This window comes from Streptomyces sp. NPDC028331 (assembly GCF_055565775.1).
Map to the genome: position 1 here is coordinate 38609 of NZ_JBVHTR010000010.1, position 13694 is coordinate 52302.

Here is a 13694-nt window from a genome sequence, read left to right on the forward strand (position 1 = left end):
CCTCCGAGCGACGGACGGCGCGCCCCTCCCCGTAGAGCAGATGTCGGAGCTGCTCACGCGGGCGAAGGGTGGAGCGCGGATGGGTGTCGAGATCTGTGTGGAAGGGCTGACCAAGTCCTTCGGTCACCAGGTCATCTGGCAGGACGTCTCGCTGACGCTGCCCGCCGGGGAGGTCTCGGTGATGCTCGGCCCCTCGGGGACGGGCAAGTCCGTGTTCCTCAAGACACTCGTCGGGCTGCTCAGACCCGAGCGCGGCTCGGTGAAGGTCGCGGGCCGGGACATCACCAGGCTGCGCGAGCACGAGCTGTACGAGGTGCGGAAGCTGTTCGGCGTGCTGTTCCAGGACGGCGCGCTGTTCGGCTCGATGAACCTCTACGACAACATCGCCTTCCCGCTGCGCGAGCACACCCGCAAGTCCGAGTCCGAGATCCGGCGGATCGTGCTGGAGAAGATGGACATGGTCGGGCTGCTCGGCGCCGAGGGAAAGCTGCCCGGTGAGATCTCCGGCGGTATGCGCAAGCGGGCCGGGCTCGCCCGGGCGCTGGTGCTCGACCCGGAGATCGTCCTGTTCGACGAGCCGGACTCGGGCCTCGACCCGGTGCGCGTGGCCTACCTCAACCAGCTCATCGTCGACCTCAACGCGCAGACCGGCGCCACCTTCCTGATCGTCACCCACGACATCGCCTCGGCCCGTCAGGTCCCCGACAACATCGGGCTGCTGTTCCGCCGCGAACTGGTGATGTTCGGGCCCCGCGAGCAGTTGCTGACCAGCGACGAGCCCGTGGTGCGCCAGTTCCTGAACGGCCGGATGCAGGGGCCCATCGGCATGGCGGAGGAGAAGGACGCCGCCCAGGTCGAGCAGGAGCTGGCGGAGCTGGGGGACAGCGCGCCCCAGGAGCTGACGCCCCGGCTGCTGCCGGGCCCGGGCATCACCCGCCCGCCCCGCTGGGAGGCCATCGCCCGGCGCGAGGCCGCACCGCACCGGAAGGAGACCGCCGGCGCATGAGCCTGTCCCCCACCGCACCGCTGCGCCACTCGGGCAACCTGTTCGCGCTGGCCCTGGACGTCGTACGGACGCTGCCCCGACGGCCGTTCCAGGCGCGGGAGTTCATCCAGCAGGCATGGTTCGTCGCGAGCGTCACCATCCTGCCCACGGCCCTCGTGTCGATCCCCTTCGGCGCGGTCATCGCGCTGCAGATCGGCAGCCTGACACGGCAGCTCGGCGCACAGTCGTTCTCCGGTGCCGCCTCCGTGCTGGCGGTGCTGCGCGAGGCGTCGCCGATCGTCACCGCGCTGCTGATCGCGGGCGCGGGCGGAACCGCGATCTGCGCGGACCTCGGAGCGCGCAAGATCCGTGAGGAGATCGACGCGATGCAGGTGCTCGGCATCGACCCGATCCACCGGCTCGTCGTGCCCCGGGTACTGGCGTCCATGGTCGTGGCCGTCCTGCTCAACGGCCTGGTGTCGGTCGTCGGTGTGGCGGGCGGCTATTTCTTCAACGTCGTCCTCCAGAACGGCACGCCGGGCGCGTACCTGGCGTCCTTCACCACCCTCGCCCAGCTCTCCGACCTGTGGGCGGCCGAGATCAAGGCGCTGGTGTTCGGAGCGATCGCCGCGATCGTCGCCTCGTACAAGGGGCTCAACGCGAAAGGCGGCCCGAAGGGCGTCGGCGACGCCGTCAACCAGTCGGTGGTGATCACCTTCATGTTGCTGTTCGTGACGAACTTCGTGATGACCGCCGTGTACTTCCAGATCGTCCCGCAGAGGGGTTGAGCGATGCGACCTCCACGACCCCTGCGGCTCCTGGAACGGCCTCTGCGCTCCCTGGAGGACCTGGGCGCCCAGCTCTCCTTCTACGGCCGCTCGCTGGCCTGGACGGGCCGTACCCTGCGCCGCTACAAGAAGGAGATCCTGCGGCTGCTCGCCGAGGTCAGCTTCGGCCGGGGCGCACTCGCCGTCGTCGGCGGCACCGTCGGCGTGATCGCCTTCATGTCGTTCTTCACCGGCACCGAGGTCGGCCTGCAGGGCTACGCGGCCCTCAACCAGCTCGGCACCTCCAACTTCGTGGCGTTCCTGTCGGCGTACTTCAACACCCGGGAGATCGCCCCGCTGGTGGCCGGGCTCGCGCTGTCCGCGACGGTCGGCGCCGGTTTCACCGCGCAGCTCGGCGCGATGCGGATCAGCGAGGAGACCGACGCGCTGGAGGTGATGGGCGTGCCCTCGCTGCCGTTCCTGGTGACGACGCGGATGATCGCCGGGTTCGTCGCGGTGATCCCCCTGTACGTGATCGGGCTGCTGTCGTCGTACCTGGCCGCCCGCACCATCACGACCGGCTACTACGGGCAGTCGACGGGCACCTACGACCACTACTTCCACCAGTACCTGCCGCCCGTCGACGTGCTGTGGTCCTTCGGCAAGGTGATCGTGTTCGCGGTCCTGATCATCCTGGTGCACTGCTACTACGGCTACCACGCGAGCGGCGGCCCGGCCGGGGTCGGGGTCGCGGTGGGCCGGGCGGTGCGCACCTCCATCGTGGCGATCAACGTCCTGGACTTCTTCCTGAGCCTCGCGATCTGGGGCGCCAACACGACCGTACGGATCGCGGGGTGAGCCGGTGCGAGCACTGAGACTGAGGTTGTACGGCGTCGCGTTCATCGCCGTGCTGGCGCTGCTGCTGTCCCTCGCGGTGGCCGTCTACCAGCAGGCGTTCACCCCCGTGGTGCGCGTGACGCTCCAGGCCGACAGCCTCGGCAACCAACTCGAGCCGCGCGCCGACGTCAAGCTGCGGGGGCTGCTGGTGGGCGAGGTGCGCGCGGTGCACGCGGACGGCACGAAGGCGACCCTCGACCTGGCGCTCAAGCCGCAGTACGTCACGTTCATCCCGTCGGACGTGCACGCCCGGCTGCTGCCCAAGACGCTGTTCGGCGAGAAGTACGTGGACCTGGTGCCGCCCGCCGGCTCCGCGCAGTCGTCGGCTCGGCCCATCCGCGCCGGAGACGTCATCACCCAGGACCGCACGAAGGCGGGCATCGAACTGCAACAGCTCATGAACGACCTGCTGCCGCTGCTGCGCACGGTCCAGCCCGGCGAACTCAACGCCACGCTCTCGGCGTTCGCCACGGCGCTGGAGGGCCGCGGCGACCGGATCGGCGACAACCTGACCCGGGTGGACGCGTATCTGCGCCGCCTCAACCCGCATCTGCCGTCCCTGCAGGAGGACATCTCACGCTTCGCCGACGTCGCCCAGGTGTACGGGGACGCGGCACCCGATCTGATGGCGATCCTGCGCAACACCGTGACCACCAGCCGCACCCTCGTCGAGAAGAAGGACCGGCTCGCCGCCGCGCTCCGCACCACCGCGACCGTCGCGGACACCGGGCGGGACTTCTTCGACGAGAACGGCGACCGGCTGATCACCCTCGGCCGGGTCTCCCGGCCCACGCTGGACCTCTTCGCCCGCTACTCCCCCGAGTACCCGTGCCTCCTGCAGGGCCTGGTCCACCAGGAGCAGGCGTCCGAGGACGCGTTCCGGGGCGGCGAGATGCGGATCACCCTGGAGGTCGTCCGTCCGCAGGGTGCGTACCGGCCCGGCGAGGAGCCGCGCTACGCGGACCGGTCGGGACCCGACTGCCGGGGGCTGCCCCATCCGCCGGTGCCCGGGCCGAAACCCAAGCTCAACGACGGTACGTCGTCCGGTGCTTCGGACGGCGCCGCTCTTCCCGGAGGTGCCGACGTGTCCGCCACCCGGGCCGAACAGCGGGCCGTCGGCTCGCTCGTGGCCCCCGTCATGGGCGTGCCCGCCGATCAGGTGCCGCCCGTCGCGACCCTGCTGTTCGGGCCGCTGGCCCGCGGAACGGCGGTGAGTGTCGCATGAGGACGTCGGGAGCCCGGCAGACCGCGGCACCGCTGGTCAAGTTCGGCCTGTTCGCGCTGGTGACGATCGCGGCGACGGCCCTGCTCGCCGCCACCATCGTGGGCGTCTCCTTCACCCCCAAGGACACCTACCACGCGGTGTTCAGCGACGTCACCGGCCTGGAGAACGGCGACGACATCCGGGTGGCCGGGGTGCGGGTCGGCCAGGTCGAGGGCATCCGGATCAAGGACCGGACGCTGGCGGAGGTCACCTTCAGCGTGGCGGCCGACCGCCCGCTGCTCACCAGCACCCACGCGGTCATCCGCTACCGGAACCTGGTGGGGCAGCGCTACGTCGCGCTGACCGAGGGCGCGGGCGACGGCACCCCGCTGCGGCCCGGCGGCACCATCCCGCTGTCGCGGACCCAGCCCGCGCTGGACCTCAACGCCCTGCTGAACGGCTTCAAGCCGCTGTTCGCCGCGCTCAGCCCGGACGACGTCAACCAGCTCGCCACCGAGATCATCCAGACCCTGCAGGGCGAGGGCTCCACCGTGAACAGCCTGCTCGCGCACACGGCGTCGCTCACCACCACCCTCGCCGACCGGGACCGGCTGATCGGCTCGGTGATCGACAACCTCAACACCGTGCTGGACACACTCGACGAGCGCGGCGCCCGCTTCTCCGGCCTGATCACCCAACTGCGGCGGGTGATCTCCGGACTGTCCGCCGACCGCAAGCCCATCGGCGACTCCCTGGTGAGCATCGGCGATCTCACCGAGGCCACCTCCGGGCTGCTGACGGACGCGCGCCCGCCGCTGAAGGACGACATCGCCGGGCTGAACCGGCTCACCGGAACGCTGAACAGGAACGAGAAGACCGTGGAGGGTGTGCTGCAGCGGCTGCCGAACAAGCTGAACGCGCTGACGGGGACGGCGTCGTACGGCTCCTGGTTCAACTTCTACCTCTGCGACTTCGACGGCCGGATCGTGCTGCCGAGGACGAAGCAGATCATCACCCCCGACTTCCATGTGGCGCAGGCGAGGTGCGGCGCATGAGAACACCCGCCACGCCCGGCAGGACCCGGCGCCCCGAGCCGCTGGTGAAGGTGCGGGTCCTGCCCCCGAAGCTGCCGGCCGTCCGCCTGCTGCCCCGCAGGCCGAGTCGCCCGGAGCCTCTCGTGAAAGTGCGGGTCCTCCCGCCGAAGCTGCCGACGGCCCGCCCTCTGCCGCGCCGGACCCGGGGCCCGGAGCCCCTGGTGAAGGTGCACGTCCTGCCGCCGAAGCTGCCCGCGATCCGGCTGCGCCGGCCGCGGCTGAAGCCGTTCCGCGAGCGTAATCCCGTCGTGATCGGTGCCGTGGGCCTCCTGACCCTCGCCCTGCTGACCCTCGCCGCGTTCAACGCCGACAGCCTGCCGCTGATCGGCGACGGCGAGACGTACAGCGCCGCCTTCTCCGAGGCGGGCGGGCTCAAGCCGGGCGACGAGGTGCGGATCGCCGGCGTCAAGGTCGGCAAGGTCGAGGGCGTCGACCTGGACGGCGACCACGTGAAGGTGACGTTCAAGGTCAAGGGCGACCCGGCGATGGGCACCGCGACCGGTGCCGCGATCCGGGTCAAGACGATCCTGGGCGCCAAGTACCTGGCGCTGTACCCGAAGGGTCCCGGCCGGCTGGAGCCGGGCGGCGAGATCCCGGTCGGGCGGACGGTGTCGGCGTACGACGTCGTGCAGGCGTTCAGCGATCTGACCACCACGACGGAGAAGGTGGACACCCGGCGGCTGGCGAAGGCCATGGACACCATCTCCACCACCTTCCAGGACTCGCCCGCCGAGGTGAAGGCCTCCATCCAGGGGCTGTCCCGGATCTCCCGGACGATCGCCTCGCGCGACCAGGCCCTGGGCGACCTCCTCAAGCACGCGAACGGGGTCACCGGGGTGCTGGCCGAGCACACGAAGGACTTCTCCGCCCTGGTGAAGGACGGCGACAAGCTCTTCCAGGAGATCAGCGAGCGGCGCGAGGCGATCCACACGCTGCTCAAGAGTTCGGCGGCACTGGGCATCGAGCTGTCGGGCCTGGTGGACGACAACCAGAAGGAGATCGGGCCCGCGCTGCAGAACCTCAACACGTTCGTCCGGATGCTGGAGCGCAACCAGGCGAGCCTGGACCGCAGCGTCGCCCTGCTCGCGCCCTACGTCCGGCTGTTCACCAACACCCTCGGCAACGGCCGCTGGTTCGACTCCTACGTCCAGAACCTGGTCGCCGCCCCGGTGGTGCCGCGCACGGGAGGCTCCCAGTGAACAAACGCTTCCGGCGGGCCCTGGCCCTGCTCACCGTGCTCGCGGTGGTCGCCGTCCTCACCGTCGTGCTGTGGCCGCACCCGCGTACGGTCCACGTCACGGCGTACTTCCCGCGCACCGTCGGCATCTACCCCGGCTCCGACGTCCGCGTCCTCGGCGTCCGCATCGGCGAGGTCCAGAAGATCACCCCGCAGGGCGACCGGGTGCGGGTGGACCTGGAGTACGACGCGGGACGGAAGGTCCCCGCCGGCGCCCAGGCCGCGATCATCAACTCGTCGGTGGTCAGCGACCGTTATGTGCAACTGCTGCCGGTGTACCGCAAGGGCCCCGTGCTGCGGGACGGCGCCGTGATCCCCGAGTCGCGCACGGCCGTACCCGTCGAGCTGGACCGCATCTTCGACAGCCTGCACACCACGGCGGAGGCGCTCGGCCCCAAGGGTGCGAACAAGGACGGCTCGCTGTCCCGGCTGCTCGGAGTGAGCGCGGACAACCTCAAGGGCCAGGGCACGAACCTCAACCAGGCCGTGGACGACCTCTCCCAGGCGGTGACCACGCTGTCGGACGGCCGGGGCGACCTGTTCGGCACCGTGCGCCACCTCCAGGTGTTCACGGCGGCGCTGGCGGCCGACGACCAGAGCGTGCGGTCGTTCAACGACAGTCTCGCCGAGGTGGCGGGGCAGCTCGCCGGGGAGCGCGCGGACCTCGCGGCGGCGCTCAAGTACCTGGCGACGGCGCTCGGCGACGTCTCCGACTTCGTCAAGCACAACAAGACGGCGCTGTCGTCCGACGTCGCGGGCCTCAGCAAGGTCACGCAGGTCCTGGTCACCCAGCGGGCGGCGCTTGAGGAGCTGCTGGACGTCGCGCCGACCGGACTGTCGAACCTGCAGAACGCCTACAACCCGGCCGCCGGCACCCTCGACACCCGCAACAACGCGCAGACACCGCAGGACCCGGCGTCCCTGCTGTGCTCCCTGCTGAGGACCACCGGGGACGCGGGCGGCAAGAACCCCGACTGCGCGCAACTGCGGAAGCTGTTCGACTCGCTGCCCGAGCTGCCCGCCGCCCCCGCGGGCACGGGCACGGTCGACCGGACCCTCGGCGGAATCCTCGGAGGCGCGGCATGAACGCCCGGCGCACGGCCCGGACCCTCGCGTGGACGGCGGCCGGTTCGCTGCTGCTGTCCGGGTGCGGGTTCAACGGCTGGTACGACATCCCGCTGCCCGGCGGCGCCGCCTCCGACGGCCACGCCTACCACGTCACGGTGGAGTTCCGGGACGTCCTGGACCTGGTGCCGCAGTCGGCGGTCAAGGTCGACGACGTCACCGTGGGCGCCGTCGAGAAGGTCGAGCTGGACGGCTGGCACGCGCGGGTGCGGCTGCGGGTGGCCGACTCGGTGAAGCTGCCCGCCAACGCGGTCGCCGACCTCCGGCAGACCAGCATGCTCGGCGAGAAGTACGTGGCGCTGTCCGCGCCGGACGGCACCGCCCCCGTCGGCCGGCTCCGCGACGGCGCCGTGATCCCACTGTCCCGCAGCGGCCGCAACCCGGAGATCGAGGAGGTGCTGTCCGCTCTGTCCGCGCTCCTCAACGGCGGCGGCGTGGCCCAGCTCAAGACGATCACCGTGGAGCTGAACAAGGCCCTGGACGGCCGGGAGACACGGGTCCGGTCGCTGCTCGAGCAGCTCGACACCTTCCTCGGCGGCCTGGACCGGCAGCGCTCCCAGATCGTCCGCGCGCTGCAGGGCATCGACCGGCTGGCCAAGCGGCTCGGGACGGAGAAGCAGACGATCGCGCAGGCCGTCGACACGATCCCGCCCGCCCTGAAGGTACTGGCCGACCAGCGGCGCGACCTGACGAAGATGCTCACCGCGCTGTCCAAGCTCGGCACGGCCGGCACCCGGGTCGTCAACACCTCGCGGGACGACACCGTCGCCGACCTGAAGGAACTCCGGCCGATCCTGCAACAGCTGAACAAGGCGGGCGACGACCTGCCGAACTCCCTCGAGCTGCTGACGACGTACCCGTTCCCCCGCAACGTGGTCGACGCCGTGAAGGGCGACTACGTCAACCTCAAGATCACCGCCGACCTCGACCTGGCGGACCTGTACGGCAACCTCGCCGACCGGCCCGGCAAGGGCGGCAAGAGCGGCGGATCCGGGAAGCAGCCGGTTCCGACGCCGTCCCTTCCCGGCCTGCCGAGCGTGCCGGTGCCGGTGCCCACCGCGCTGCCCGGCGCGCCGGGGCTGCCGAAGGTGCCGAAGCCGTCGGCCACCCCCTCCGCGCCCGCGGGCGGCGGCGGTGTGCTGTGCCCGCCGGTGTGCACCGCCGGCTACGGAACGTCCGGCGGGGCGCGCCGTCTGCCGCCGGGGATCGACCTCGCGCTCGCCGAGCTGATGCTGAAGGGGATACAGCCGTGATCACCCGTCTGGTCAAGGCCCAGTTGCTCGCCTTCGCCGCGGTCACCGCCGTCGGGGTGTCGTACGTCGGCGCCGAGTACACCGGCCTGGCGGACGACCTGCTCGGCCGGGGCTACACCGTCACCGCCGACTTCGCCGAGTCGGGCGGCATCTTCACCGGCGCCGAGGTCACCTACCGCGGGGTGCCGGTGGGCCGCGTCGGGGCCCTGCGGCTGGACGGCTCGGGGGTGTCGGTGGCCCTGGACATCGAGGGCGGTGCCCCGCGGATCCCGGCCGACACCCTGGCGGTGGTCGCGGACCGGTCGGCGGTGGGCGAGCAGTACGTCGATCTGCAACCCCGGCGCTCCGGCGGCCCGTACCTGATGGACGGCAGCCCGATCCCGCGCAGCCGCACCCGGACGCCGCTGCCGGTCACCGATCTCGTCCTCGGTCTGGACCGGCTGGTGAACTCCGTCGGCAAGGACGATCTGCGGACCACCGTCGACGAGCTGGGCAAGGCGTTCGCGGGCACCGGGCCGAACCTGAGCCGCCTGGTGGACTCCGGCAACCAGCTCGTCGAGTCGGCGTCCGACTCGCTCCCGCAGACGGTGTCGCTGATCGAGGACTCGCGGAAGGTGCTCAGGACGCAGGCCGACAAGGGGTCGGCGATCAAGTCGTTCTCCCGTGATCTGGCCGCACTCACCGCCCAGTTGAAGGCGAGCGACGGGGACCTGCGCCGGGTCGTCGGCAACGCGGTGCCCGCCGCGCAGGAGGTGGACTCCCTGCTGCGGTCCACCCGGCCGACCCTGCCGGTGCTGTTGTCGAACCTGATCAGCGGCGGTCAGGTCACCGTCGCCCGGCTGCCCGGCGTGGAGCAGGCACTCGTCACCCTCCCGGTGGTGGTCGCGGGCAGTTACACCGTCATCCCCGGCGACGGCACCACCCACTTCGGGCTCACCGTGAACGCGAACGACCCGCCCGCGTGCACCCAGGGCTACGGCACCCGGCGGCGCGATCCCTCGGACACCGGCACCCGCCCGGCGAACACCGGCGCGCACTGCACGGCGCCGCGCGGCGGCGCCACGTCGGTGCGCGGCGCGCAGAACGCCCCCGGCGCGTCGGCCGGTCGGGGCGGCGCGAACCGGACCGCATACGTCACCCCGTACGACCCGGAGACCGGCAGTGCCACCGGCCCGGACGGGACGCCCCTCGAGATCGGCTCGGCGGGCGGCGAACAGACCGTCTTCGGAAAGGAGTCCTGGCAGTGGCTACTGGTCGGACCGATGTCATGAGATGGGGACGCTCCGGAGTGCTCTCCGCGGGGCTCGTCGCCGCCACCGTGCTGACGACCGTGCTGTCCGTCTGGCTGGCCCTGCGCCTCGCCGACCAGCGCGCCGAGGAGCAGCGCCGGCAGGACATCCTGTCGGCGGCCCGGCAGTCGGCGCTGAACTTCACCTCGCTGGACTACCGGCACTACGGCCGGGACAGCGGGAACGTGCTGAAGGGCGCGACCGGCGAGTTCAAGAAGGAGTTCGCCGCGCAGACCGCGGAGTTGACGAAGCTCGTCGCCCAGAACAAGTCGGTGTCCGAGGGGCAGGTCCTCGAGGCGGGCATCGTCCGCTCCGAGGCGGACTCGGCCCGGGTCCTGGTGGTCGCCGACAGCAAGGTGACCAACACCGCCGCGCCCCAGGGGCAGGCACGCACCTACCGGCTGCAGCTCGACCTCGTGCGCGAGCACGGGCGCTGGCTCACCTCCGACGTCGAGTTCGTGGGCTGACCCACGCCACCACAGTTGAGGAGACAGACCATGGCGAACCCGACCACCAGAGTCCGCGGCGCCGGGTCCTCCACCCGGCGCACCCTGACCGCGGCCGCCCGCGCGGCGGCCAAGCGCTCCGCGCGGTCGGACCGCGACGTGCCCGAGGACCTCGCGGAGCGGCACTCCTCGCCCACCCTGCTGATCGAACCCCCGGACGGCTGGGACGACCCGCCGGAGCCGAGCGCCGAGGAGGATGCGGAGCGGCCGGCGTCGGCACTGCCGCGCGGACGCGGGCTGCTGACCGCGGCGCTGTGCGTCCTGCTCGTGTCGGCCCTGGTCGCCGTCGCCGTGCTCGGATGGCAGTACCGGGAGGGCCGGCGGGCGGACCAGGCGCGGAGTCAGGCGCTGGCGGCCGCCCGGACGGCCGCGCCGGTCGTGCTGTCGTACGACTACCGGCATCTGGACCAGGACTTCGCACGGGCCCGTGGCCGGCTGACCGGCGCCTTCCGCGACCAGTACCTGAAGACCACGAAGACGGTGGTCGGTCCCACGGCGGCGAAGTACCACGGCGTGGTGAAGGCGACGGTGGCGGCCGCCTCGGTGGTGTCGGCGGCGCCCGGCAGGGCGGTCGTCCTGCTGTTCGTCAACCAGGTCACGCAGAGCACCCAGGTGTCGGGATCGCGACTGGATCTGAACCGGGTGCGCATGACGCTCACCCGCACTTCCACGGGGTGGAAGGTGAGCGCCGTCGACGCCCTGTGAGCCGGTCCTCCTCGTGCCCCCGCGCAACCCCGCGCGGGGGCGTTGTCCTGTCGCGCCGGGGCGCCGCCGCGGCCCGGAGCCGTCCCGCATCCCGCGCGGCAGCGGATCGTTCCCCGTCCGGCACTCTCCGTGTGCCGGGGTGCGTTTCCGGTGCTGCGGCAGGACGCTGAACGCATGGAACAGTCACCGCAGCATCCGCACATCGTGGTGCACGCCCCGGCGCTGGACGGATCCCGGCGGGTCACCGAGGGAGACGTGACCCTCGGGGTCGCCTCCCACCTGGACGACGTCGTCGAGATCCTGCGGACGGTCGATCTGGACCGGATCGAGGTGGAGGAGAGCGACGCCGTCGAGTGGCAGGGCGGCGGACCCGAGGACTGGCCGGGGCTGTCGGAGCAGGAGATCGAGTGAGGGCGCCGTGCACGCGCGCGGGCGCAGGCCGCCCACGCAACCCTCAAATCAAGCTCTGAACACCGGTCCGGGGGCTTCAACTCCTGCCTTCCCCGGGCACATTCTCGTCACGCGGGGCCCGCCGGCACGGGGGCGGCGGGCTCCGTCGCACGGCTCCCGCCCGCCTACGCGGTGTGCTCCTCGGCCCCGGTCCTCCGGCAGCGCACGGCCAGGGCCGCGATGTCGTCGTCGAGCCGTCCGCCGCTGTGGTGGAGCAGATCCCGGTGGAGCCGGTCCAGCAGTTCACGGGGCGGCGCCGGGCCCTGCTGCCGCATCCACTCCGGCAGCGGGAAGTACGTGCCGGCGCGATCCCGGGTCTCCGTCACGCCGTCGGTGTAGAGCAGCATCTGGTCGCCCGAGGCGAAGGCGACGGTGTCGACGCAGTAGTGGTTCCCGAGGAGCGTCGCGAGGTTCAGGGGCGGCGAGGGGACGGTGGGTTCCAGGACGTGGATCTCCCCGCGCCGCACGAGCAGCGGTGGCGGGTGCCCGCAGTTGAGGATCCTGGCGCGCCCGCTGCCGTCGTGGATCTCGGCCATGAGAGCGGTGGCGAAGTGCTCCGGCCGGTCCAGGGCGGCTGTCGCGGCGCTGTAGCGGGAGAGGCTGATTTCCAGGCGGCGGATGACGTCCAGCAGGTCGGGCTGGTCGTAGGCGTTCTCCCTGAAGCAGTTGATCACCGCCGCCGCCGCTCCCACCGCCGACAGCCCCTTGCCCCGCACATCGCCGATGAGCAGCCGGACCCCGTACGGCGTGTCGGCCACCTCGTAGAAGTCACCTCCGATCCGGGCCTGCTCCTGGGCTGCCAGGTACAGCGACTCGATCTCGACATGCTGGATGCGGCGCGGCAGCGGGCGCAGCAGCACCTTCTGGGCCGCGTCGGCGACGAGCCGGACCTGGAAGAGGGCCTCTTCTCGCTGGAGTCTGAGGTGGCTCGTGTACGCGGCCGCCAGGGTGACGGCGACGATCGCGGCAGCCGTGTAGGGAGTCCCCAGATCGGAGTAGACGAAGCTGAGCCCGATCATCGCCAGCAGGCAGAACGCCCCCAGCAGGACCGTCGGGAGCACGGGCCACATCGCGGCGGCCAGCGCGGGTGCGGCGGGCAGGAGGCGGCTGAAGGCGATCTGCCTCGGAGTGGCGAATGCCAGACAGGTGACGATCACGGTGACGATCACCGGCGACAGCCGCACGGTGTCCCGCCGGCCGCCGTAGGGAGGGCGGCGGCGCCGGAGCCGACCCGATCTGATCACAAAATGCATCCTATCGGGGCGAAGCGGGCATCGCGTGAAGCGGTTCCCGCACGCCTGTCCGGTCCGGGGTCGCCCGGAGTGCCTTCGGGCGCCGCCGCTGTCCTCCCGGAACTCCGCCACCTGCCTGACGTCGTCACCCGGGCCGGCCGCCCCGTGGTCGCCGGGGAGGGAAGACGGCCCCGAAGGCGTCGGCGATCGCCGAAGTCGGGGACAAGCGGGCCTCCGCGCGAGCACCATGGGAGCCATGTCCGAGAGCGTGCCGGTGTCCTGCCCGGTCTGCCGACGCGAGCACGCGTACGCCGCGCCGTCGTATCCGTGTGTGTGCGGCGCGCCCGTCGCCCCGCCGCTGAACCGCCTCTCCGCGCCCTCGGTGGTCACCCATCGCACCTGGGAGGACGGCTGGGTCGCGGTCCGCTGCGGGAGCTGCGGCCACGAGGGCCAGTGGCCCTGTCCGGAGCTGGACTGCCCGTGCGGGACGGTCCTCCGTGTTCCGGTGAGCGGGGAACCGCGCCCCGGTTCCGGCGGGAGCGGCGCGGGCGGTCCACGCGCGGGAAGCCCCGCCTTCCAGCCCGTCACCATCCGCACGGCCGCCGACGCCGTCGCCGCCGCCACGCTCTGCCTGCGCCGGCTGGGCTACGGCGACGTCCGGCGCGCCGAGGGCCGTCCGCCCAGCGGGGTCCTGCTCACCGCGGACGGGATGCGGGCGCTGGTGGAACCGACCGTGCGTCCGGCGTCGCTGCGGGACGTGGAGTGCCTGTGGCTCACCGCCCTGGCGGAGTCCGCACGCTGTGTCTGCTTCTCGCTCGCGGGATACGCCGACGCCGCTCGTGCCGCCGCCGAACGCCTCGGCGTCCCGCTCTTCGTCCTCGACCTCGCGGGCACGCCCCAGCCGGTGAACGGCCAGGCCCACGACCTGGCCGCCGGCCTGGCCTGAACCG

14 protein-coding genes are annotated in these 13694 nt (G+C 71.9%); 13 read left to right on the forward strand and 1 reads right to left on the reverse strand.

Annotated features, from left to right (window positions below; translation table 11 throughout):
* Positions 1 to 79: 79 nt before the first annotated feature.
* The 12 genes from ACZ4SW_RS16740 (at position 80) to ACZ4SW_RS16795 (ending at position 11473) form a co-directional block, all read left to right on the forward strand.
* Positions 80 to 1006, forward strand: coding sequence for an ABC transporter ATP-binding protein (locus ACZ4SW_RS16740; RefSeq protein WP_468243317.1), 927 nt, complete (start codon positions 80 to 82; stop codon positions 1004 to 1006).
* Entirely contained in the window at positions 1003 to 1773 is a 771-nt protein-coding gene (locus ACZ4SW_RS16745) for an MlaE family ABC transporter permease (RefSeq protein ID WP_200418148.1), read from the forward strand. The genes ACZ4SW_RS16740 and ACZ4SW_RS16745 overlap by 4 nt, the downstream gene beginning before the upstream one ends.
* Positions 1774 to 1776: 3 nt before the next feature.
* Entirely contained in the window at positions 1777 to 2610 is an 834-nt protein-coding gene (locus ACZ4SW_RS16750; protein ID WP_103842448.1) for an MlaE family ABC transporter permease, read from the forward strand.
* 4 nt (positions 2611 to 2614) lie between these two features.
* Positions 2615 to 3874 (forward strand): MCE family protein, encoded by a 1260-nt coding sequence (locus tag ACZ4SW_RS16755; protein ID WP_468243320.1) that lies wholly within the window; start codon positions 2615 to 2617, stop codon positions 3872 to 3874.
* Positions 3871 to 4908 (forward strand): MCE family protein, encoded by a 1038-nt coding sequence (locus ACZ4SW_RS16760; RefSeq protein ID WP_468243322.1) that lies wholly within the window; start codon positions 3871 to 3873, stop codon positions 4906 to 4908. The genes ACZ4SW_RS16755 and ACZ4SW_RS16760 overlap by 4 nt, the downstream gene beginning before the upstream one ends.
* Before the next feature lie 257 nt (positions 4909 to 5165).
* Positions 5166 to 6146, forward strand: a complete 981-nt coding sequence (locus tag ACZ4SW_RS16765; protein WP_468243776.1) for an MCE family protein — start codon at positions 5166 to 5168, stop codon at positions 6144 to 6146.
* Between the two features lie 20 nt (positions 6147 to 6166).
* Positions 6167 to 7270 carry an MCE family protein gene (locus ACZ4SW_RS16770; protein WP_468243779.1) on the forward strand — a complete coding sequence of 368 codons (1104 nt, stop codon included), beginning with the start codon at positions 6167 to 6169 and terminating at the stop codon, positions 7268 to 7270.
* Complete coding sequence (locus ACZ4SW_RS16775) at positions 7267 to 8562, forward strand: MCE family protein (protein ID WP_468243325.1); 1296 nt, start codon at positions 7267 to 7269, stop codon at positions 8560 to 8562. Before ACZ4SW_RS16770 ends, ACZ4SW_RS16775 begins: the two co-directional genes overlap by 4 nt.
* Positions 8559 to 9833: an MCE family protein gene (locus ACZ4SW_RS16780; RefSeq protein WP_468243327.1), complete on the forward strand. Its 1275-nt coding sequence runs from the start codon at positions 8559 to 8561 to the stop codon at positions 9831 to 9833. The genes ACZ4SW_RS16775 and ACZ4SW_RS16780 overlap by 4 nt, the downstream gene beginning before the upstream one ends.
* Positions 9830 to 10318: a hypothetical protein gene (locus tag ACZ4SW_RS16785; protein ID WP_468243329.1), complete on the forward strand. Its 489-nt coding sequence runs from the start codon at positions 9830 to 9832 to the stop codon at positions 10316 to 10318. The genes ACZ4SW_RS16780 and ACZ4SW_RS16785 overlap by 4 nt, the downstream gene beginning before the upstream one ends.
* A 30-nt stretch (positions 10319 to 10348) precedes the next feature.
* A complete protein-coding gene (locus tag ACZ4SW_RS16790; RefSeq protein WP_468243331.1) occupies positions 10349 to 11062 on the forward strand; it encodes a hypothetical protein in 714 nt (237 codons plus the stop codon).
* Between the two features lie 174 nt (positions 11063 to 11236).
* Positions 11237 to 11473: a hypothetical protein gene (locus ACZ4SW_RS16795; protein ID WP_468243333.1), complete on the forward strand. Its 237-nt coding sequence runs from the start codon at positions 11237 to 11239 to the stop codon at positions 11471 to 11473.
* A gap of 164 nt (positions 11474 to 11637) precedes the next feature.
* Here the strand turns inward: ACZ4SW_RS16795 and ACZ4SW_RS16800 are convergent, their stop codons facing one another.
* Positions 11638 to 12756: a PP2C family protein-serine/threonine phosphatase gene (locus ACZ4SW_RS16800; RefSeq protein ID WP_468243335.1), complete on the reverse strand. Its 1119-nt coding sequence runs from the start codon at positions 12754 to 12756 to the stop codon at positions 11638 to 11640.
* 235 nt (positions 12757 to 12991) lie between these two features.
* Between ACZ4SW_RS16800 and ACZ4SW_RS16805 the strand changes: the two genes are divergently transcribed.
* Positions 12992 to 13690, forward strand: coding sequence for a hypothetical protein (locus ACZ4SW_RS16805; RefSeq protein WP_468243337.1), 699 nt, complete (start codon positions 12992 to 12994; stop codon positions 13688 to 13690).
* Positions 13691 to 13694: the final 4 nt, after the last annotated feature.